16 protein-coding genes are annotated in these 22,251 nt (G+C 34.3%); 5 read left to right on the forward strand and 11 right to left on the reverse strand.

The window, feature by feature from the left end:
- From ABI657_RS15140 to ABI657_RS15150, 3 genes are all read left to right on the forward strand, one after another.
- The coding region (locus ABI657_RS15140; protein WP_348098110.1) for a helicase-related protein at positions 1 to 1,220 on the forward strand (1,220 nt) is incomplete at its 5' end.
- Positions 1,221 to 1,311: 91 nt separating this feature from the next.
- A complete protein-coding gene (gene tilS, locus ABI657_RS15145) occupies positions 1,312 to 2,658 on the forward strand; it encodes a tRNA lysidine(34) synthetase TilS (RefSeq protein ID WP_348098111.1) in 1,347 nt (448 codons plus the stop codon).
- A complete protein-coding gene (locus ABI657_RS15150; RefSeq protein WP_348098112.1) occupies positions 2,621 to 4,696 on the forward strand; it encodes a cytochrome c biogenesis protein CcdA in 2,076 nt (691 codons plus the stop codon). Before tilS ends, ABI657_RS15150 begins: the two co-directional genes overlap by 38 nt.
- Before the next feature lie 238 nt (positions 4,697 to 4,934).
- Here the strand turns inward: ABI657_RS15150 and ABI657_RS15155 are convergent, their stop codons facing one another.
- The 3 genes from ABI657_RS15155 to ABI657_RS15165 all read right to left on the reverse strand — a co-directional run bounded on the left by ABI657_RS15155 (position 4,935) and on the right by ABI657_RS15165 (position 10,918).
- Positions 4,935 to 6,260 (reverse strand): ammonium transporter, encoded by a 1,326-nt coding sequence (locus ABI657_RS15155; protein ID WP_348098113.1) that lies wholly within the window; start codon positions 6,258 to 6,260, stop codon positions 4,935 to 4,937.
- A gap of 325 nt (positions 6,261 to 6,585) precedes the next feature.
- Positions 6,586 to 7,893 (reverse strand): amidohydrolase family protein, encoded by a 1,308-nt coding sequence (locus ABI657_RS15160; protein ID WP_348098114.1) that lies wholly within the window; start codon positions 7,891 to 7,893, stop codon positions 6,586 to 6,588.
- Positions 7,894 to 7,921: 28 nt separating this feature from the next.
- Positions 7,922 to 10,918, reverse strand: coding sequence for an amidohydrolase family protein (locus ABI657_RS15165; RefSeq protein ID WP_348098115.1), 2,997 nt, complete (start codon positions 10,916 to 10,918; stop codon positions 7,922 to 7,924).
- 141 nt (positions 10,919 to 11,059) lie between these two features.
- Between ABI657_RS15165 and ABI657_RS15170 the strand changes: the two genes are divergently transcribed.
- A complete protein-coding gene (locus ABI657_RS15170) occupies positions 11,060 to 12,031 on the forward strand; it encodes a Gfo/Idh/MocA family oxidoreductase (protein ID WP_348098116.1) in 972 nt (323 codons plus the stop codon).
- Positions 12,032 to 12,043: 12 nt separating this feature from the next.
- On the opposite strand, the gene ABI657_RS15175 is transcribed toward ABI657_RS15170, so the two are convergent.
- Entirely contained in the window at positions 12,044 to 13,117 is a 1,074-nt protein-coding gene (locus tag ABI657_RS15175) for an alanine/ornithine racemase family PLP-dependent enzyme (protein ID WP_348098117.1), read from the reverse strand.
- 35 nt (positions 13,118 to 13,152) lie between these two features.
- Positions 13,153 to 13,587 carry a GNAT family N-acetyltransferase gene (locus ABI657_RS15180; RefSeq protein WP_348098118.1) on the reverse strand — a complete coding sequence of 145 codons (435 nt, stop codon included), beginning with the start codon at positions 13,585 to 13,587 and terminating at the stop codon, positions 13,153 to 13,155.
- A 295-nt stretch (positions 13,588 to 13,882) separates the two neighbouring features.
- On the opposite strand from ABI657_RS15180, the gene ABI657_RS15185 reads away from it, so the two are divergent.
- Positions 13,883 to 15,418 carry a YifB family Mg chelatase-like AAA ATPase gene (locus ABI657_RS15185; protein WP_348098119.1) on the forward strand — a complete coding sequence of 512 codons (1,536 nt, stop codon included), beginning with the start codon at positions 13,883 to 13,885 and terminating at the stop codon, positions 15,416 to 15,418.
- Positions 15,419 to 15,475: 57 nt separating this feature from the next.
- Here the strand turns inward: ABI657_RS15185 and ABI657_RS15190 are convergent, their stop codons facing one another.
- The 6 genes from ABI657_RS15190 to ABI657_RS15215 all read right to left on the reverse strand — a co-directional run bounded on the left by ABI657_RS15190 (position 15,476) and on the right by ABI657_RS15215 (position 21,950).
- Positions 15,476 to 16,744, reverse strand: a complete 1,269-nt coding sequence (locus ABI657_RS15190; protein WP_348098120.1) for an MFS transporter — start codon at positions 16,742 to 16,744, stop codon at positions 15,476 to 15,478.
- 6 nt (positions 16,745 to 16,750) lie between these two features.
- Positions 16,751 to 16,975: a hypothetical protein gene (locus tag ABI657_RS15195; RefSeq protein ID WP_348098121.1), complete on the reverse strand. Its 225-nt coding sequence runs from the start codon at positions 16,973 to 16,975 to the stop codon at positions 16,751 to 16,753.
- A 15-nt stretch (positions 16,976 to 16,990) separates the two neighbouring features.
- Positions 16,991 to 17,581, reverse strand: coding sequence for a TetR/AcrR family transcriptional regulator (locus ABI657_RS15200; protein ID WP_348098122.1), 591 nt, complete (start codon positions 17,579 to 17,581; stop codon positions 16,991 to 16,993).
- Between the two features lie 130 nt (positions 17,582 to 17,711).
- Complete coding sequence (locus tag ABI657_RS15205) at positions 17,712 to 18,626, reverse strand: helix-turn-helix transcriptional regulator (protein WP_348098123.1); 915 nt, start codon at positions 18,624 to 18,626, stop codon at positions 17,712 to 17,714.
- 12 nt (positions 18,627 to 18,638) lie between these two features.
- Positions 18,639 to 19,538 (reverse strand): NAD(P)H-binding protein, encoded by a 900-nt coding sequence (locus ABI657_RS15210; protein ID WP_348098124.1) that lies wholly within the window; start codon positions 19,536 to 19,538, stop codon positions 18,639 to 18,641.
- Between the two features lie 189 nt (positions 19,539 to 19,727).
- Positions 19,728 to 21,950, reverse strand: a complete 2,223-nt coding sequence (locus ABI657_RS15215; protein ID WP_348098125.1) for an NADP-dependent isocitrate dehydrogenase — start codon at positions 21,948 to 21,950, stop codon at positions 19,728 to 19,730.
- Positions 21,951 to 22,251: the final 301 nt, after the last annotated feature.

The following is a 22,251-nucleotide window of genomic DNA, read 5'->3' on the forward strand; positions in this document are numbered from 1 at the left end:
TTTGGGAAATTCAGCAGGATTTGGTTAAACAAGTCGATTATTTTAAAGAAATAGGGAAACATCTTGAAGCAAAACGTCTGGAAGAACGTACCAATTTCGATTTGGAAATGATCAGGGAATTAGGCTACTGCTCAGGAATCGAAAATTATTCCCGCTATTTGGACGGAAGATTGCCAGGGACAAGACCGTTCTGCTTGCTGGATTATTTTCCAAAAGATTATTTAATGGTAGTGGATGAAAGCCATGTAACCGTTTCGCAGGTGCATGCCATGTTTGGCGGAGACAGAAGCCGAAAAGAGAATTTAGTGGAATATGGTTTCCGTTTACCAGCTGCAATGGATAATCGTCCTTTGAAATTTGAAGAGTTCGAAGCCATGCAAAATCAGGTGATTTATGTTTCTGCAACCCCGGCTGATTATGAATTGCAAAAAACGGATGGAGTAGTAGTTGAACAGGTGATACGCCCCACGGGTTTGTTGGATCCAACTATTGAAGTAAGACCAAGCCTGAATCAGATTGATGATTTGATTGAAGAAATTCAGGTGCGTTGTGAATTGGATGAAAGGGTTTTGGTAACAACCCTAACCAAAAGAATGGCTGAGGAATTAGCCAAATATTTAACAAAAGTAGGCGTTCGTTGTCGTTACATACACTCAGAAGTAGATACTTTGGAGCGTATAGAAATCATGCAGGACTTGAGAAAAGGAATTTTTGATGTGTTAATTGGAGTCAATCTGCTTCGTGAAGGTCTGGATTTACCAGAGGTTTCGCTAGTTGCTATTTTAGATGCCGATAAAGAAGGTTTTCTACGTAATCACAGATCGTTGACACAGACTATTGGACGTGCAGCCAGAAATTTAAACGGAAAGGCTATTTTGTATGCCGATAAAATTACGTCAAGTATGCAGAAAACAATGGATGAAACGGAATATCGCAGAACCAAACAAATAAATTTTAATGTTGAAAACGGAATAACACCGCAGGCGCTAAACAAAAAAATTGAAAGTGCTTTTACTAAAAATCCCTTGGTAGAATATGAACTGGGACATAGCTTATCAGCTGCAGCGGAGCCTGAAACCAAATACTTATCAAAACCCGAATTAGAAAAAATGATTCGTGAGAAGCGTAAATCTATGGAAAAAGCGGCAAAAGAATTAGACTTTTTGCAGGCTGCCAAATTGCGGGATGATATTAAAAAATTACAGGATCAGCTTCCTTAAATTTTCAAATTAGATTATTTGATGCTTCATTGCATTCATATTAAAAGCCTAATTTTGAAGTTCAAAATATATTCATTTTTTAATTTTATAAATGCTCTCCATCTTTAAAAATCATATTGCTTTAAGGTTTCCGTTTCTGGAAAATAAAAAACTCTTTCTCGCTGTTAGTGGTGGTTTGGATAGTATGGTTTTATTGCATTTATTTCAGCAATTACCTTATGAAATAGCTGTTTTGCATTGCAATTTTCAGTTGCGCGGATTAGAAAGCTTTGGTGATCAGGATTTTATTAAATCCTATTGCAAGACAAATAATATTACCTTTTTTGTAACGCAATTTGATACAGAGGCTTTTGCAGAAGATTATAAGCTTTCGACTCAGGTAGCCGCTCGCGAATTGAGATATAGTTGGTTTTATGAACTTTTAGAAACCCATAAATTTGATTACATCTTAACAGCACATCATGCAGATGACAATTTAGAAACTTTTATTATCAATTTAAGCCGCGGAACAGGATTAGAAGGACTTATTGGTATCCCGGAACAAAATGATAAAATTATTCGTCCGCTTTTGCCTTTTTCCAGAGAGGAAATCCTGAAATATGCAAAAGAGAATATGATTGAATGGAGGGAAGACAGCAGTAATGCTTCAAATAAATATTTACGGAATAAAATTCGTCATGATTTGATTCCGGTTCTAAAAGAAATTAATCCCGATTTTTTAAAGGCTTTTCAAAAAACGCAATCCTATTTACAGGAATCCAATGAAATGGTCGAAGATGCTTCGATCATGATTTACCAGCAAGTAGCAAAAGAAGCTGGAGATGAAATACATTTTGACCTGCATCAGCTTAAAAAACTTCCCAATTATAAATCCTATTTATACCAATGGCTGAACGAATTTGGATTTTCAGCATGGAATGATATTTATGATTTGGTTGATTCGCAATCAGGAAAGCAAGTAGTAGCACCTGAATTCAGGCTATTGAAAAACAGAACAACTTTGATATTAAGTCCGATTCCTGAAATTGATCCTAAGGAAGAATATAAAATTGAAGAAAATGACACAGAAGTTAATTTTCCCTTAAGATTGATACTTTCTATTGTGGATAACATCACAATAAATTCAAATACAACTATCTTTGTTGACGCAGAAAAAATCCGGTTTCCAATGATTTTACGTAAATGGAAGAACGGTGATTCTTTTTATCCTTTCGGAATGCAAGGTAAATCGAAAAAAGTAAGCAAGCTTTTTAAAGATGAAAAGTTATCATTGATTGAAAAAGAGAATACGTGGATTTTATGTTCTGAAGACCAAATTATCTGGGTGTTGGGAATCAGGCAGGACGAGCGGTTTAAAATTGAAAATACCTCAAACAAAATACTTAAAATTGAAATACAAGATGAATTCAAACTCCTGTCATCAAACCGTAACATTTAAAATTTTTTCGAATACGGCTATTGTTTTTTTATTGCTTTTAAGCTTTGCTTTTGTAAAAGTGAATGCCCAGATTTTGGAACCTGTAAAATGGAACGCTAAAATTGAAAAGAAATCAGATACTAATTTTGTTTTGATTTTTGATGGGGTTATTGAAAAAGAATGGCACATTTATTCGCAGTTTACTCCTGACGGCGGGCCTCTACCTTTGGAAATAGCTTTTAAAAACCAAAAAGGGAATTATAATCTGGTTGGAAAAGCCAAAGAAGGAAAAACAAGAACAGCATTCAATGATATTTTTGGAGTGAATGAAACTTTTTTTGAAGGGAAAGCCCATATTGAACAAGAGATTAAGATCCTAAATCCCATTTTAAAAACAGTGGATGTTGAATTTGATTTTCAGATATGTAAAGACGTTTGCATTAATCTTAATAAAAAATTCTCTATTATAGTTCCATCCTTACTAAAAGTAAGTGCTACGATTCCAACCATAACAGAGTCAAAATTAGACGAAACGAAAGTTACTGGGATTGCTGTCGATACTTTAAGTGAGTCTGTAAAAACTACAGAAAATGTTAAAAATGAACCAGCTGGAAAATCTGTGAAAGCTGAAATGCCAGCTTCCGCAAGAAGTTTATGGTCTATCTTTTTTGTTGCTTTCTTATTTGGATTTACTGCATTGTTAACGCCTTGTGTTTTTCCGATGATTCCGATGACGGTAAGTTTTTTTACAAAACAAAGCAAAACGAGAGCTGCCGGAATTAGAAATGCAATTATTTACGGAATTTCAATTATTGTAATTTATGTTTTGCTGGGGTTTTTGGTGTCCTGGATTTTTGGTGCTGATGCTTTGAATTCTTTAGCGACCAATGTTTGGTTTAACGTTGGTTTTTTCATTTTGTTAGTTATTTTTGCTACCTCGTTTTTAGGAGGATTTGAAATTATGCTTCCTAATTCTTGGGCAAATAAAGTAGATCAGCAGGCTGACAGAGGCGGGATAATTGGAATATTGTTTATGGCTTTAGCTTTGGCAATTGTATCTTTTTCCTGTACAGGACCTATTGTAGGGTCACTTTTAGTTGAAGCAGCAACCAATGGAGTTGTTGGTCCTATTGTTGGAATGTTTGGTTTTTCATTGGCATTGTCTTTACCATTTATGCTGTTTGCCATGTTTCCGGGCTGGTTGAATTCATTGCCTAAGTCAGGTGGATGGCTGAATACGGTAAAAGTGGTTTTAGGATTTTTGGAATTGGCTTTCGCTTTTAAATTTTTATCAAATGCAGACCTGGTTTTACAACTGCATTTATTGGAAAGAGAAGTTTTTCTTGTAATCTGGATAGCAATTTTTGGAGCGTTGGCTTTGTATTTATTTGGAAAATTAACCTTACCTCATGATAGTCCTTTGCAGCATATTTCTGTAGGAAGATTATATTTAGGATTAATAACTTTAGCTTTTACGGTTTATCTGATTCCTGGACTTTGGGGTGCACCTTTGAAATTGATCAGTGCTTTTCCTCCGCCTCAGCAATACAGTGAGAGTCCGTATGGTATTGGAAGTTCAAATGCTGTACCTTCAAAAAATTTACCAAAAGGAGCTAAAATAGGGGTTCATGGTATTGTTATTTTTGATGATTATGAAAATGGGCTAGCGTATGCAAAGTCAGTTAATAAACCTATTATGCTTGATTTTACCGGACATGCCTGTGTGAATTGCAGAAAAATGGAAAACAATGTGTGGTCTGATCCAAACGTTTTATCAATTTTGAATAATGATGTTGTTTTGATTTCCTTGTATGTTGATGACAAGCGTGAGTTGCCGGAGGATAAACAATTTGTAACAGCTTCTGGAGATAAAATTGAAACTATTGGTGATAAATGGACAGAATTTATGATTTCAAAATATAAAACGAATACACAGCCTTTATATGTTTTGACAGATTTGAATGGTAATAATTTAAATGATTCAAAACCTACGATAAGTTATGTAGGAGTAGAGGAATATTTAAGTTGGTTGAAAACCGGGATTTCAAATTTCAAATAATTTTATTTTGATTAGGATCTTGAAAAAAACATGTTTTGTAATCTAGCCCCGATGAAGCGGCATCCTTGTGAAGTTTACGGAACAAGATAAAGCCGAAAGCGGGAATACAGGTTTGAAAGAAAAGAAACGTATTGCTTCTAAATATATTACAAGCAGATTATATTAATTCAAACAAAAAGCACTCTGAAATCTTGTTCCAGAGTGCTTTTTTATTTAGCTTGGCTAGTATTTATTATTTTTATAGGTATTCTCCGTGTTGAGAAATATCTAATCCTAATTCTTCTTTTTCTTCACTTACGCGTAGAGGTGTAATTTTATTTACAATAAAGAACAGTGCATAAGATCCACAAAAAGCAAATATTGAAACCAATACTAAAGCTTTTAATTGGATTAGAAATAAAGTAGCATCTCCAAAAATTAACCCCTGGTTATCACCCACAACTGAATTTACAGCGTTAGAAGCAAAAACACCAGTTAATAGCATTCCTACCATTCCTCCAACACCGTGACACGCAAAAACATCAAGAGCATCATCAATTTTTCCTTTAGGAAATTTACTAACAACAAGATTACTAATTACGGAAGCAATAATACCAATTGCTAAAGCGTGAGGAATAGAAACAAAACCAGCAGCAGGTGTAATAGCAACCAGTCCTACAACTGCACCAATACAGGCTCCCATTGCAGATAATTTATGTCCTAAAATCTTATCAAGGAAAACCCATGCCATTGCCGCAGAAGCAGCTGCAATAGTTGTAGTACCTAAAGCCTGGGCAGCGAGACTTCCTGCTCCAACGGCAGAACCGGCATTGAAACCAAACCATCCGAACCATAATAAACCTGTACCTAATAATACATAAGTAATTCTGGCAGGGTTAACTTTTTGTACTTTTCTTTTTCCCAAGAACATAGCTCCAGCCAATGCAGCCCAACCAGCACTCATGTGTACTACTGTCCCTCCGGCGAAATCTAAAACTCCCCATCCAAAGAATAATCCATCAGGATGCCAGGTCATGTGACATAATGGAGCATAGATTAATAATATAAATAAAACCATGAATAATAAATAAGCCCAGAAACGTACACGTTCAGCAAAAGCTCCAGTTATTAAAGCAGGTGTGATAATTGCAAATTTTGCCTGAAATAAAGCGAAAAGAATAAAAGGAATTGTTGGTGCTAATTCCCATGCTGTGTTGGCACTTACTCCCTGAAAGAAAAGATTGGAAGTTGGATTTCCAATGAATCCGCCTATTGATGGACCAAAACATAATCCGAAAGCAACAACTACCCATAGAACTGTAACAATTACCATTGCCATGAAACTTTGCAACATAGTACTTATTACATTTTTCTTTCCTACCATACCTCCGTAGAAAAAACCTAATCCTGGAGTCATTAACAATACAAGAGCAGTTGCAACAATCATCCATGCCGTATCACCGGTATCCATTTTTAATTCGACAACATGTGCGCCTAATGTTTTTGATTCAGTGAAAAATGAAATAGAAAAAATAGATAGTAACAGAATTGTGATTAGTATCACACTTAAAATAATTTTTCGCATAGTTATTTAGTTTTAAAAATTTTGATAAAAATATAAAATCATTTGACACCCCCATTAAAAATAGTGTTGAATGTTTAATTTTTGTTAATTTTTCAATTTAACCCCCTTGATTTTGCGCCTATTTGTTAAAACATACTTAAAATTGATGATTTATTAATGTGCTCTTCAAAGCCAAGGTTACTTAATACTAAATACTGTTATAAAAAATAATTATAAACTCAATTTTAAAAGAATTTATAACATAATTAAGGTTGTTTTATAAAAAGATTAGAAATACATTAAAAAAAAAGCATCAAATGATTGTTTCAAATGATGCTTTATAAAATTATTTCTGATTGTATTTTTCTTTATACTTCTTGTTTAATTTAGTCTGGTGCGTTTCCAGACTAATGGCTCTTCCCTGAATAAATGCACTTGACAATTGGTTTGTTCGCATATCAAGGGCATCACCTTCGGAAATAAACAAAGTAGCATCTTTTCCTATTTCCAAAGAGCCGCAGAGTGTATCAATGCCTAATAATTGAGCTGTGTTAAGAGTTATTAATTGTAAGGCTTTCTCCTTATCCAATCCATAGGCAACACATGTTCCAGCTAAAAATGGCAAATTGCGGGTATTCATACGTTCATTATCGCCACTGTTTTCAAGACCTACTAGAATACCCTTATCTGTAAGTATCTTGGCCATTTTAAAAGGTGTTCTTATATCCTGATCATCACTTGTTGGCATATCATGTACACGTCTTAAAAGTACACCAATATTATTTTTCAGCAATAAATCGGCTGCTTTGTAGGCTTCGAAACCTCCAACAATGACTATTTTTTTTATTCCATTACTTTTAGCAGACTGAATAGCATCAATGATTTGTTTTTCCTCATCTGCATGAATGAATAAAGTTTGCGTACCATCAAAAAGACCTTTTGTCGATTCAAAGATTAAATTTCTTTCTTTTGAGGTATCTCCTAAATAAGCTTTGGAGTTGATAAAAAAACTGTTGATTTCATTTACCTGTTTTTCGTACTCTTTATTAGGCGCAATAATCCCGGGTTCAAACCAGCTTCCTGTTCTTCTGAATCCTGATGGGAAATTCATATGCATTCCGTCATTTTCTTTTATTATTGCATCTTCCCAAGTCCAGGCATCCAGCTGTACGATAGAGGAGGTTCCTGAAATTCGTCCGCCGCGAGGTACAATCTGAGCCATTAGAATTCCGTTTGGACGAACAGTCTCCGTAACCTTTGAAGTTGAATTATAAGCGATGATACTTCTCACATTTGGATTGATACTCCCAATCTCTTCCTGATCATCAGATGATTTTACAGCATCAATTTCTACTAATCCTAAAGTAGAATTAGGGGCAATAAACCCAGGATAAACATGTTTTCCTGTGGCGTCAATTGTACTGTCATACGCATTATCTGCAAGTCTGATTGTTGAGGCATCGGTTACTAAAGTTAGTTTGCCATCTTTAAAACCGATGGCACTGTTTTCTATTATTTTCCCATTTCCTAAATGTGCTGTAGCATTTAGTATCAAAACCGATTTTATTTGTTTTGCCGCTGGAATTTGCTGTGCTTTGGTTTGTATTGTCATACAAAAAGGCAATAGCAAAATATATATGTTTTTAAATGTCATAGTAGTGTTTTTATTTGAAATTGTCTCTTTAATATTGTTCCAAAGTATCACAGTGATATTCTTTTTTCTCTTTTTTTGTTGGTTCCTGTGTACTCATTCCTTTGTTTTTTTCCTGCAGCATTTGTCCAATCAAAAGATTTCTTTCTTTTGTGATCGCATCTTGTTTTTCAAGGTCTTTTTCAATATCATAATAAACGACACCTTCAATGATAGTTTTTTCTGCTTTGGCATAAATAGATAAAGGATTGTCGCTCCAAAGAACTAAATCGGCATCTTTTCCTGTTTTAATACTTCCAACCTTATCATCAATGTGTAATAATTTGGCTGGATTAAGAGTGACAAATTTCCAGGCTTCTTCTTCAGGAATGTTACCATATTTTACGGCTTTTGCTGCTTCCTGATTCAGTCTTCTGGACATTTCTGCATCATCAGAATTATATGCAACTACTAATCCCTGATTATGCATAATAGGTCCGTTGAACGGAATGGCATCATTTACCTCAAATTTATAAGCCCACCAATCAGCAAATGTAGAAGCTCCAACACCATGTTCTTTCATTTTATCGGCAACCTTGTATCCTTCGAGAATATGGGTGAAGGTATTGACTTTGAAATTGAATTTATCAGCAACATTCATTAACATTAATATTTCTGATTCCACATAGGAATGACAGGTAATAAAACGTTTTTTATTTAAAATTTCGGCAAGTGTCTGCAATTCCAGGTCAATTCTTGGTGCTTTTTCTTTTTTAGGATTAGCATTGAATTTTTTCCAGCTTTCATCATATTCTTTGGCACGTTGAAAATAATCTGTAAAAACCTGTTCAACTCCCATTCTGGTTTGAGGATATCGTGAAGGATTAATATTTCCCCAATTAGACTGTTTCACATTTTCGCCCAGAGCAAATTTGATGAACTTTGGCTGGTCTTTGTACAGCATTTCATCCGGAGATAATCCCCATTTCCATTTTACAATAGCAGAGCGGCCACCAATTGGGTTGGCAGAACCGTGTAATAATTGCGATATGGTTACACCTCCGGCTAAATCCCTGTAAATATTGATATCTTCAGAGTTGACTACATCTTCAATTGTAACTTCGGCAGTCGAATTATGACCACTTTCATTGACGCCTTTTGAAATGGCGATATGTGAATGTTCATCGATAATACCGCTGGTAAGATGTTTTCCTTTTGCATCAATAATTGTGGCAGCTGTATCTGAAAGGTTTTTACCAACCGATACAATTTTTCCATTTTTAACTAATACATCAGTTTCCGTTAGAATTCCGTCTTTCTCATTTGTCCAAACCGTGGCATTCTTAAACAATAAAGTTTGTGCGCTTAATTTCTTTGAATTTCCAAAAGCAATATTAGGAAAAGTGGTTGGCATAACAGGATTAGGTTTTTCAGGTTTTATAGTATCTTTTACAATAATAAAAGGAGAAGTTTTAACCGCTGTCCAATTGACCTGATTTCCATTATATAATTCTGCTTTTCCTGATATGGCATCTGTATTTTCAACCAATCCTGTCAAACGGGTAAAATTGGATTTTATGGTATCGTTTGTTTTTATCAGTAATGAAACCCAGTTTTTTGAAATAGAGAACGTACTTTTTATCTTTTTATCATCAGTAGTCGTTATTTCTGATTTTGGCGCTTCAGCTGTTCCTTCTATTTTCCACTTTAAAGTTTCATTTCCAATAGTCAGGTTGTAATTGCCACGAATATCTTTTGCATTTATGTCGTTTACAACATATTTAGTTCCCTGAACCCAGTTTTCGTAGAGCACTGTCTTTTCATCAAAGATTTCTCCGGAAGTAATTACAAAGTTGGCATAACTTCCAGGTTTTAAACTTCCAATCTCGTTACTTTTGCCTAAAATTGCTGCCGGAACAGTAGTTAATGCTTCTAAAGCTTTTGTTTTATCAAAACCATATTTAATAGATTTTAAAAGATTAGTTCTAAAATCCTCTGTCTTTTTTAATTTGTCAGTTGTTAAAGCAAATACGATTCCATTATCCGAAAGGACTTTTAGATTGGTTGGAGCCTGATTCCAAAAACGCATATCTGCTAATTCTATCTGATTAGACAAATAAGAGTTGGAAACATCATAAGCTTCAGGAAAGTTGATAGGAATAATAAATTTTGAATTGGTATTTTTGATTTCGTCTATTCTCTCGAATTCATTTCCGCTTCCTTTTAAAATGTAATTTAAGCCAAATTCTTTTGCAATTTTTGCGGCTCTTAAACTATTTAGTTTATCTTCTGATGCAAATATTTGTATTAGTTTTTCATTTTCGGACAAAGCTTCTAATGACAAATCCTTCGTAGTTGAATTTCCTTTTTTGTACCAATCCAGATCCAGATACATTTGGCGAAGCAATGCCATTGATCCCATTAATGAACTTGGATAAGCCTGATTCGTTAATGCGCTTCTGTTGAAAGAAAAGTGATTGGATATTTTATTGGAGATAATTTGATTTTTACTTTCTGTATTATTCAAAGCAACCAAAACTCCGGTTCCTTGTGCTACTCCGTCATGTATATGTGTTCCCACAATTCCAAAACCAGCTTTTAATAATTCCTCGGCTTTTGGCTGATCATATTTGAATGTTTCATATCCGTTCAATTCAGATAATATACTTTCGTTCCAATAATGGCCTGTTTTTTTTGTGTCGTAAACATTATCTTCCCTATTAAAAGCTAAGTTGCGTCTTGGTTTTTCAATACCAAAACTAGTAAAAACATCAATAAAGGAAGGGTATATTGACTTGCCTTCCAGATTAATTGTAATTGCATTTTTTGGAATTGTAACATTCGTGCCAACGCCAACTACCTTACCATCCTGAACCAATAGAGTTCCTTTTTCTATTTTCTGGGTTGGTGTAATGTAAATAATAGCGTTCGTAAAAACAGTAAAATTATTGTTTTTATTATGTACGCTTTCGTTAACTGGAAAATAATCCTGAGCATGTGTTTTTGTTAAAAAAACGCTCAAAAAGAGAAGTAAAATGTATTTTGTCATGTAAGTGTGTGATTTTGTTATAAAAATATAAAATATATGCAATTCCACAAGTTTAATTTTTTTCAATTATTTAGAATCTTATCTTTATTTTAAATAAAGTTTTATAAGTCCTTTAAAATAGCCTGTTTGAAAAATAGATGTATGGAAAAAATAAACAAAATAAGATGGGGAATTATTGGTTTGGGAAACATTGCTAATCAATTTGCTAAAGATTTAAAATTGATTGACGAAGCCAAATTAACTTCAGTAGCTTCCAGAGATGTACATAAAGCTAAACAATTTGCAAAAGAGCACGATTGCAATAAATTTTATGGATCATATGATGAAATTTTTAAAGATGATCAGGTTGATATTATCTATATAGCAACCCCACACGATTCACACGCTGAATTATCAATAAAAGCGATGGAAAATGGCAAACATGTATTATGTGAAAAACCTTTATCATTATCATATGATGATGCTTTGAAAATGATTGAGACTTCAAAAAGACACAATAAATTTTTTATGGAAGCTTTTTGGACCCGATTCATTCCATCTATCCGAGAGCTTTTGTCCAAAGTTAAAAATGGTGACATTGGAGAAGTAAAATATGTTAATGCTGATTTTGCTTTTATTAACAGGGAGTTAGGAACGCGATTAACAGATAAAAAATTAGGAGGCGGTGCTCTCTATGACATTGGGGTTTATCCTCTATTTTTATCATATGTTACACTCGGAATTCCAAAAGAAATCATTGCAAAATCAATTTATCACACCACTGGTGTCGATTTACAGACTACTATGATTTTACAATACGAGTCGGCTCAGGCCGTTTTACATGCAGGTTTAGTGTCAGCTTCTGATATGAAAGCTACCGTTAGTGGCACCAAAGGAAGAATTGATGTTAATTCTCCATGGTTTATGACTGAAGGATATTCTATTATTGAAAATGAGCAGGAAGAAAAATTCAACATTCCTAATATTGGAAAAGGTTATGCACATGAAGCCATTGAATGTCATGATTGTATTAAAGATAACCAAATTGAAAGTAAACTTTGGTCACATCAAAATAGTTTAGAGCTCAGTAAAATAGTTGAAGAAGTAAAAAATCAGATAGGATTGGAATTCTAAAAAAGGATTGGCTTATTCAATGTTTTTTTCAATATAATTAGAACTTAATAAATACAGTGCACCCATATATTTAATATTAAAGGAAATTAAATCACCTATTTTATATTTTTGAGATGAATTAGAAATATCCAAGACCAACATATCAGAGCTGGCATCAACAATTGTAATTTCCTTATCGACAGGTTCTAAATATTGGGGCTGCATATCTAATAATCCAATATCCAGAATTGCTCTCAAAGAAGTTCTACTAAAGTCTTTTGTATCTTGCATTGAAAAAGTATTTCCAGCCACATTTTCGCCCAGTTCTCCAGTTGGAGTATCCGGTTTTTCGGTTATTTCAATGATTTCTGCAAAAAGTTTAAAAACATCATTATGCATTCCTTTCATCGTTTCTCCGGTAAATAAATCTTTACCAAAAAACAAGGCTTCTCCAATTCTAAAATGATTTACAGCCATTGGTCTTGCATTCTTAAGCAATAAAGGAACAGCAACAGATGTTCCGCCTGAAACCCACGGAATTGTAATATTAAATTTAGCTTCGATAAGCTGCTTGTATAAACTTAATTGTATAAGCTTATCCTGAGTAGGCATTACTCCGCTAAGACAATTTAAGTTGGTTCCAATTCCTGAAATTGATATGTTGGGCATGCTAATGATTCTTCCGTAAAATTCGATTAGATCTTCGCCCATGACACCTTCTCGCAAATCTCCCATTTCAATCATAATGATGACTTTATGGGTTTTATCCTGCTTTTTTGCTTCGTCTGAAAGCATTTGAATCGTATAAATTTCAGTATTAAAGCTTACATCGGCATATTTTACTACGTTCGAAATACTTCGCTTAGCGGGAGGTTTTATATAAACAGTTTGAATGGTAGAATCTAGGTGTTTTATTTTTTTTAGGTTACTTATTCTCGAATCATGTATTTCTTTGACTCCTAATGAAATAATTTCTTTTAAATATAGCTTGTTTCCACATAAAAGCTTTGAGACAACTCCCCATTCAATATTTTTTGATTCAAAAAGTGAATTCAGGAAATTGTAGTTTTCTTTTAGTTTCTTTCGATATAATTTTATGAATGCCATTGGGCTTTAATTATTTTTGAATTAATTAATACGGTTTATTTAATTAAGCGCATTTCCAGATACTTATTTGTAAATCCAAGTTTCTCGTAAAGTATTTTGGCAGGATTATCAGGTTCTACATGCAGTGCAATATTTCCCTCAGTAATAGAAATAGCTTTTTCCATTAGTTTTTTTCCATAGCCTTTTCCTCGTTCCGAATTATCAACAGCAATATAAACCAGAATGTTCTCCGGAATATAATCTTTCATTCCCGTATTATTTAAAACTACTGCTCCAACAATTTTTTGGTTCTCTAAACCAACGACAATATTCCCTCCTTTTTCAGGATTTATTGCATAATCTATAGCTTTAAGAATATCTTCTGTTTTGTCGCCATATTGTTCCAAATGAGTATGTAAAAAAGCGGCAACGATTGTTGGTGTACATGTTTCATCGTATCCAGAGTCTGGATTAATTAATTTAAATTCCATTTTTAAAATTTTAGAATTATGCTGATAGTATATTTTCAGCAGATTGTATAGATGCAAAAAAAATAATTGCAGTACGATTTCAAGAATTAGAAATCGAATATTCGATAGAAATTGAATATTTTTTTTGCAAGATACGCAAAAATGATGGTTTAATTCCAATCAAAACCTGACTTTTTATTTTTTTACAATTTTGCTGCTTTATCTTTTATTAATTTTTGTATTATATTTTTGTATTAAAAAGGCTACAGGTTATTATTTTTCATTAGATTTAAAAAATATTTAATGATTAAAAATTATGCTAGTTAAAGTTTTTGGAAGTGCTGTTTTTGGAGTGGAAGCTACTACTATTACAGTGGAAGTAAATATAGACAAAGGAATTGGTTATCATTTAGTTGGATTACCGGATAATGCGATAAAAGAAAGCAGTTATCGGATAGCGGCAGCTCTTAAAAATAACGGATATTCGTTACCCGGAAAAAAAATAACTATTAATATGGCGCCTGCAGACTTGAGAAAAGAGGGTTCTGCATATGATTTAACACTTGCGATAGGAATATTAGTAGCCTCTGATCAGATCAAAAATAATGAAATTGACCGCTATATTATCATGGGTGAACTTTCTCTTGATGGAGGTTTACAGCCCATACGAGGCGCTTTGCCAATTGCGATCAAGGCGAAAGAAGAAGGTTATAAGGGCTTTTTTCTTCCAAAGCAAAATGCAAAAGAAGCTGCCATAGTTACAGGGTTAGATGTTTACGGAGTTGAAAATGTTCAGGAAGTCATTGATTTCTTTGAAGGAAAAGGAACTATAGAACCTACCACAATCGATACACGTGCAGAATTTTATAAAACCCTTGATTTTCCTGAATTTGACTTTTCAGATGTACGTGGTCAGGAAAGCATTAAACGCTGTATGGAAATTGCAGCAGCCGGAGGTCATAATATTATTTTGATTGGTCCGCCCGGAGCAGGAAAAACCATGTTAGCCAAACGCTTGCCCAGTATTCTGCCTCCAATGACTTTGAGGGAAGCATTAGAAACAACAAAAATTCATAGTGTAGCAGGTAAATTAAAAGAAGTAGGATTAATGAATCAGAGGCCATTTCGAAGTCCGCATCATACTATTTCGAATGTGGCCTTAGTTGGGGGAGGAAGTTATCCTCAGCCTGGCGAGATTTCCATGGCACACAACGGTGTTTTGTTTCTCGACGAATTACCAGAATTTAAAAGAGATGTTTTAGAAGTGATGCGTCAGCCTCTGGAAGACAGGGAAGTTACCATATCGAGAGCCAAGTTTACCGTTACTTATCCTTCTTCTTTCATGTTAGTAGCAAGCATGAATCCAAGTCCGAGTGGTTTTTTTAACGATCCTTCGATGCCTAATACTTCTTCTCCGCATGAAATGCAGCGCTATATGAGTAAAATTTCCGGACCTTTATTGGACCGAATTGATATTCACATTGAAGTTACACCGGTTCCTTTCGAAAAATTATCGGATGACAATAAAGCAGAAAGCAGTGTTTCGATCCGGGAAAGGGTTACGGCAGCACGTGAATTGCAATCCATTAGGTTTGAAGAATTGGCCAATGTTCATTACAATGCACAAATGAGCAGTAAATTGATTCGGGAGTATTGTGTTCTTGACCAACAATCTAAAGACTTACTGAAAACAGCAATGGAACGTTTGAATCTTTCAGCAAGAGCCTATGACCGGATTTTGAAGGTTGCCAGAACAATTGCGGACCTTGATGGTGCTACTCAAATAATTTCATCACATATTGCTGAGGCTATTCAATATCGTAGTCTGGATAGGGATGGATGGTTGGGATAAAAAGACAACTTTTTTAAAGCTGTCTTTTAGATTTAAACTATTCGTTTTTCTTAGAACTTAAATTTCATTAATCACAGGAATGTTTAGTGTATTTCCTGATGTGTTTTTTTTCACCAGCTTACTCACACGATACATAAGCACTATGGTTAAAATCGAAATACCAATAATTATATAACCTAATGTGCTATAATGTTCCAGTGGGCTGAATTTATCATTTTGAACAACTATCATTCCTGCAAAGGCAGCTGCAATTCCTCCTGCTATCTGCTGTAAAGAAGAATTGATGCTCATAAAAGCGCCTCTGTCTTCTGCTACAGGTATCGCAGTGACCAATGCTGTAGAAGGTATCATACGACTCATCACTCCTGCCATCATCAATACGTTAAAAATAGAGACTAGCCAAAACGGGGTAACGCTTAAATTAGTATAAATAGCAACTGTAACGATTGTCCAAATAGAGGCGATTGCAAATATTTTGAATTTGTCTATGGTATCGCTTAATTTTCCAATAATTGGCATAATTACCAAGGTAGATAATCCGGCAATCATGAATAAAATGGGCAATTCATGTTGCGTAATATGCAGATTATTGATGGCAAAAGCACTACCAAAAGGCATTAGCATAAAACCACCAACTGACAGTAGGGCAGTAGCAGTAAATCCGATTCTGTAATCCTTTTTGGCGAGTGTATGAATTAAATGATTAAAAGCTGATTTATCTTTTTGAATCAAAAGATGTTTGTTTATCGGCTGTAACTTAAAAGCAATTGAAATAGCTACAACTCCGGCCATTGCAGCAACCCATAAAAATGGCGCATGCCATCCCCAGGCATTAGCAAGATAAAGCCCAATTGGGATTCCTAAAATTTGACTTGCTCCAAACCCCATTTGTATAAACCCCATAACCCGGCCGCGTTGCTCAAGAGTAAACAAATCGGCCACAATTGCCATAGAGATGGAACCAATAACACCACCAAATAAACCTGTAACTATCCTGGCTGCTACAAGTAAAGGATATGAAGTCACAATTCCGCACAAAATTGTTCCTCCAATAAAACCAATATAAAAGAATAATAATAATTTTTTTCGATCGAATTTATCCGCAAAACCAGCTGTAAGAAGTCCAGAAATTCCAGCGCTGAAAGCATAGGCAGAAACCACTAAACCAAATCGTGTTGGCTTTAAATCCAGATCTTTCATTAAAATATCGCCTAAGGGCGACATTACCATAAAATCCAGAATTACGGTAAACTGAGTAATGGCAAGTATAAAAACAGCAAATTTTTGGTAGCCTGTAAACGGGATAGTTTGTTTTTGTTCTTTCATTGTAGTCTAGTCTAATGGTTTGCAATTGAAATTATGTTTATTAACAATATGGATTATTTGTTCTTCTGACAATGTTGTGCTTACAACTCGTAAAACACAATCAATATCTTCCTGATCAATATTCCACTGATGGATTTCTAAAATTTCATTAAGTGTCCGGCCTATTAATTGTTTGTCGTTATGGGTTCGAATGTTGGTTGCAAATACCAATATGTTTTGTGTGTTTTCCATATCTTGATATTATTATTAAGGTGTCAGTGCTTTTATTACTAATTCAAATGCCTCATCCATTTTTTCTTTTGTGAGTTTAAAGGGCGTATCGCCAAAGCTTTTTCCTTCATTTTCAAAACGAAGTAAGGAATATAAAGGACCATAAGCCACGCTCCAGAATACCTCAATAGAAATTGGCAGCAGTTCTTTTTTTTCTAAAGCATTTTCGATAAAACTCCACATTGTTTTTTTAAAATCAGCAAGGCTTTCTTCTAAAATATTATCCCGGTAACTGGAATGGCTCAAAGCTTCCCAACAAGCTACTTTTAAAGGATTTTTTAGAGCAAAGCGTGCTCTGTTTTCCCACTGTTTTCGCAATCCTTCCTTAAAAGGCATGGTTGGTGAAAAATCTTTTACCATTTCACTAAAAAAAGTCTGTCCGATTTCTGTTCCTATTTTCTTTATCAAATCTTCTTTATCAGAATAATAAATATAAAGTGTCGCTACAGAAACACCGCTTTCTTTTGCCAGTCGATTCATTCCAAATCCTTCAATGCCATATTTTACAAGCATTTCAATAGCCTTTTGTTTTACAGCATCTTCTTTGTTTGGATCTCTTGTTCGCATTATATTTGTTTTTTATAATGCGAAAGTATTAAATATAAATGAATGTTCGCTTATTTATAAAAATTAATTTGATATTTTTTGATAATTAAAATCAAAAAATATCAAATTAATGGGTAAAATTATTTGATTGCTAGTTGAATGATTCCCTAAACTTTAAAGGCGAAACTAAAGTCTTTGTTTTGAATAATTTGCTAAAAGACTGAGAATGTTCAAAACCTAATTCGAATGCAATTTCACTTATGGACAAATTTGTTGTAGAGAGTTTTTGTTTTGCCTTTTCGATAAGTTTGTCATGGATATGCTGCTGGGTGCTTTTTCCAGTTATTGTTTTTAGGATACTGCTTAAATAATTGGGTGATATATGTAAGTTTTCTGCAATATATTGTACAGTTGGCAATCCTTTTCTATTTATTGAACCACTGTTAAAATACTCTTCAAGCATGGTCTCCAGAAGAGCCAAAATTTTATGATTGCTGATTTTTCGCGTAATAAATTGACGTTGGTAAAATCGTTCAGCATAGGTAAGCAGCAATTCTATTTGAGCGATAATTACGTCCTGACTAAATTTATCGATATTAGAATGATATTCCTCTTCAATATTTTTTATAATGCCAATAATTATTGCTTCTTCTTTGTTCGAAAGGTGTAACGCTTCATGTACTGCATAACTAAAATATTCATATTGCTTTATCTTTTGTGCCAGTGGGTTATTCCATAAAAAATCGGGATGAATAAGTAACGAACAACCCTCATGTTGCATCTCTGCATTGGATATGATCGAAAAAACCTGTCCGGGCGAAATAAAAAACAAGATGCCTTCATCAAAGTCATATTCCTGTTGTCCATAACGCATCTTAGTATTCACACATCTTTTGAGTGCAATCGAATAAAAATCAAGCATAATACTTTTTGGCTCCTCCTCGTGAAGTTTTTTCATATCTTCGAAACTATACACGCTGATTAAAGGGTGCTTTGGTTTGGGCAAATTTCTAAAATGATGAAATTCGCTGATGCTTTTTATTCGAAGTGGTTGGTTGACTGCCATATTACAAGGTACTTATTTTTGATTAAAAATCGCTGCAAATTCTTTAGCATAATCTTTTAGTTTTACCTTACCCATAACGGATGGTTTATTGTTTTGAAAATCTTCTCCTAATAATCCGCTATAGAGAGCAGCATACATTTCGACCAAACCTGCAGCAATTTTTGGATTCATACCAATAGCTGTCAATCCGGCCAAGGTATCTTCATTACTGCTAAGTTTCCATTTTAATTCTGGCATTCCGATAGCTTCTCCCAGAATACGGGCAGTTTCGTCTCCTGTAAGTTCTTCGCTTACTACATAACGTATTTTTCTTCCTGCAAATGGGGTGGTAATTTCATTGGCAACAGCATCAGCAATATCAATAGGCGAAACCCATGGGACAGTATGATCTGCACCATAATTAGCGGCAATAAATCCCTGTGCTTTTATCATCTCGACATATCCCAACAGATTATAATAAAAAGAAGTAGGCCGCATATGTGTAATGGCTATTTCTTCCGGAAGTTTATCTAGGATTTTAGCCAGATGATGAGCTCCTGTGAGGATACCTGATCCTCCTGCTAAATGAGCGCCAATAGTACTTAAATTTACTACACGTTTTACGCCGGATTGCTCAATAGCTTTTGCATACTTGTTTCCTAATCGCAGATAGTATTCAAATAAATCAAGATTTTGATCAAAATAATTATTTGGAGGTACCATAATATAGACCGCATCTGAACCGGTAAATGTATGCGTAAGAAATGTAACATCTTCAAGTGAGCCAATTGCTGCAATTGCGCCTAAATCTTCAATGACTTTTTGTTTTTCAGGATTACTGCTAATAACGGTAACGGTATGTCCTTTTTGTAATAAATCAATAGTAAGAGGTTTGCTGATGTTTCCTAATGAACCTGTAATTGTAATTTTCATGTTTTCTGTTTATTTGTTGTTGCAAAGTTCAGTAACAAACAGACAATTAATGTAGCCAAATCTACTGTTGTTGTAGCCTAAATTTAAAAGTTACTTCTTTCGTAAAATAGAAAACGGAATGAAATTGATAAAAAAAAGACAACCATTTCTGATTGTCTTTTAAAATATATAGATTTTACTATGTTTTAATTATGCTATTTTAGCAAGAATAGAATTGAATGTTGCGCTTGGACGCATTGCTTTGCTCACTAATTCAGGTGTTGGCTGATAGTATCCGCCAAGATTTTGAGGTTTTCCCTGAGCACCAATTAATTCTGCATCTATTTTAGCCTCATTAGCTTCAAATTCAGCAGCAATTGGAGTGAAGATCGCTTTCAATTCTGCATCTTTATTTTGAGCAGCCAAAGCCTGAGCCCAATAAAATGCGAGATAAAAATGAGATCCACGATTGTCAATCTGACCAATTTTACGAGCCGGAGATTTATCGTTAGCAAGAAATTTATCGTTAGCTTCATCTAAAGTTTCAGATAAAACAATTGCTTTAGAATTATGTAAAGATTGTCCTAGATGCTCTAATGAAGCACCAAGCGCTAAAAATTCTCCTAATGAATCCCAACGTAAGTATCCTTCTTCTGTAAATTGCTCAACGTGTTTAGGAGCAGAACCTCCGGCACCAGTTTCGAATAAACCACCACCATTCATTAACGGAACAATAGATAACATTTTAGCAGAAGTTCCTAATTCCAAAATAGGGAATAGATCTGTTAAATAATCACGTAAAACGTTTCCTGTTACAGAAATCGTATCTAAACCTTTAATGATTCTGTCTAAAGTAAATTCAGTAGCAGCAATTGGATTTAAAATTCTAATGTCTAAACCTGATGTATCGTAATCTTTTAAATATTTTTCAACTTTAACGATTAATTCCCTGTCATGTGCCCTGTTTTCATCTAACCAGAAAACAGCTGGAGTACTAGATAAACGAGCTCTGTTTACAGCCAGTTTAACCCAGTCCTGAATAGGAGCATCTTTCGCCTGGCACATTCTGAAAATGTCATTTGTTTCAACTGTTTGTTCCATTAAAACTGTTCCTTTGTTATCTACAACGCGAACAACTCCGTCACCTTGAATTTGGAAAGTTTTATCATGAGATCCGTATTCTTCTGCTTTTTGAGCCATCAAGCCTACGTTTGGAACACTTCCCATTGTTTTAGGATCAAAAGCACCGTGTTTTTTACAGAAATCAATAGTAGCCGTGTAAAGCCCGGCGTAAGCACGATCCGGAATAACAGCAAGGGTATCTTGTTGTTTTCCTTCTTTATTATACATCTGTCCTGAAGTACGAATCATAGCCGGCATAGAAGCATCAACAATAACATCAGAAGGAACGTGCAAGTTTGTAATTCCTTTATCAGAATTTACCATTGCCAAAGCCGGTCCGTTTTCGATAGCTTTAGTAATGTCGGCTTCAACTTCAGCCTGCTCAGGTCTTCCTGCAATTTTTGCATAGATATCACCTAAACCATTTCTTGTATCAATATTTATTTCATTAAATAAAGTCTCATATTTTTTGAAAAGATCAGCAAAATAAACTTCGACGATAGCGCCAAAGATAATTGGATCTGAAACTTTCATCATAGTCGCTTTTAAATGTACGGAAAGTAAAATACCTTCTTTTTTGGCTTCAGCAATTGCTTCAGCAGCAAAAGATTTTAAGGTTTTTACACTTAAAACAGCACTGTCAATTATTTCACCTGCTTTTAATGGGGTACTCTCTTTTAAAACAGTAGTTGTACCGTCTTTAGCTATAAATTCTATTTTAACATCATTAGCTTCAGTAACTGTAAGTGATTTTTCACTTCCGTAGAAATCACCATTTGGCATTGAAGCCACTTTTGTTTTTGAATCGGAATTCCATGCACCCATTGAGTGTGGATTTGCTTTTGCAAAGTTTTTTACCGCTCTTGGTGCTCTACGGTCAGAGTTTCCTTCACGTAAAACCGGGTTGACAGCAGAACCTAAAACTTTTGCATATTTTGCTTTGATTTCCTTTTCACCATCGTTTTGAGGATCTTCAGGGAAATCAGGAATTTTGTAACCGTGCGACTGTAATTCAGCAATAGCTTCTTTTAATTGCGGTACTGATGCTGAAACGTTTGGTAATTTGATAATGTTTGCTTCAGGCTGTGTAGCCAATTGGCCCAATTCAGCCAATGCATCACCGGTTTTTTGATCAGCTGTTAAAGTCTCAGGAAAATTAGATAAAATTCTGCCTGCCAACGAAATATCTCTGGTTTCAATTGCGATACCAGCCGTAGCTGTAAATGCCTGAACAATTGGTAAAAAAGAATAAGTCGCTAATAAAGGCGCCTCATCAGTTAAGGTGTAAAAAATTTTTGAATTCTGTGTCATTTTCTTTTTTTTTTATAATCGTATCGCCAAAGAATGGCGATGTGAAAGGTATAGTTGGCTCAAAATGAGCGGAGCAAATATAATAAAACCACTCCGAAAACGGTGTAGTTTTCAAGAGAAATCCTCAAATTAACAAATTACTATTTCAAAGACTTTAAATTGTTAAATCAATGATTTTAATAGTTAAAAATTATGGTTTTGGTATTTTAAAAATTTGTCTTAAAAAAAAACTCGTTTCAAATTATCTGAAACGAGTTTTTTATAACAAAGAGATAAATGACTATCTTCTTTTATCTTTAAT

Origin of the sequence: Flavobacterium sp. (assembly GCF_039930565.1) — a bacterium.
GTDB lineage: Bacteria > Bacteroidota > Bacteroidia > Flavobacteriales > Flavobacteriaceae > Flavobacterium.

Excerpts from the sequence above, each read along its gene's own strand:
- ABI657_RS15165 (WP_348098115.1), bottom strand. The coding sequence starts at position 10,918 with ATGACAAAATACATTTTACTTCTCTTTTTGAGCGTTTTTTTAACAAAA.
- ABI657_RS15215 (WP_348098125.1), bottom strand. The coding sequence starts at position 21,950 with ATGACACAGAATTCAAAAATTTTTTACACCTTAACTGATGAGGCGCCT.
- ABI657_RS15180 (WP_348098118.1), bottom strand. The coding sequence starts at position 13,587 with ATGGAATTTAAATTAATTAATCCAGACTCTGGATACGATGAAACATGT.
- ABI657_RS15160 (WP_348098114.1), bottom strand. The coding sequence starts at position 7,893 with ATGACATTTAAAAACATATATATTTTGCTATTGCCTTTTTGTATGACA.
- ABI657_RS15175 (WP_348098117.1), bottom strand. The coding sequence starts at position 13,117 with ATGGCATTCATAAAATTATATCGAAAGAAACTAAAAGAAAACTACAAT.
- ABI657_RS15200 (WP_348098122.1), bottom strand. The coding sequence starts at position 17,581 with ATGCGAACAAGAGATCCAAACAAAGAAGATGCTGTAAAACAAAAGGCT.
- ABI657_RS15185 (WP_348098119.1), top strand. The coding sequence starts at position 13,883 with ATGCTAGTTAAAGTTTTTGGAAGTGCTGTTTTTGGAGTGGAAGCTACT.
- ABI657_RS15150 (WP_348098112.1), top strand. The coding sequence starts at position 2,621 with ATGAATTCAAACTCCTGTCATCAAACCGTAACATTTAAAATTTTTTCG.
- ABI657_RS15170 (WP_348098116.1), top strand. The coding sequence starts at position 11,060 with ATGGAAAAAATAAACAAAATAAGATGGGGAATTATTGGTTTGGGAAAC.
- ABI657_RS15190 (WP_348098120.1), bottom strand. The coding sequence starts at position 16,744 with ATGAAAGAACAAAAACAAACTATCCCGTTTACAGGCTACCAAAAATTT.
- ABI657_RS15210 (WP_348098124.1), bottom strand. The coding sequence starts at position 19,538 with ATGAAAATTACAATTACAGGTTCATTAGGAAACATCAGCAAACCTCTT.
- ABI657_RS15195 (WP_348098121.1), bottom strand. The coding sequence starts at position 16,975 with ATGGAAAACACACAAAACATATTGGTATTTGCAACCAACATTCGAACC.
- ABI657_RS15155 (WP_348098113.1), bottom strand. The coding sequence starts at position 6,260 with ATGCGAAAAATTATTTTAAGTGTGATACTAATCACAATTCTGTTACTA.
- tilS (WP_348098111.1), top strand. The coding sequence starts at position 1,312 with ATGCTCTCCATCTTTAAAAATCATATTGCTTTAAGGTTTCCGTTTCTG.
- ABI657_RS15205 (WP_348098123.1), bottom strand. The coding sequence starts at position 18,626 with ATGGCAGTCAACCAACCACTTCGAATAAAAAGCATCAGCGAATTTCAT.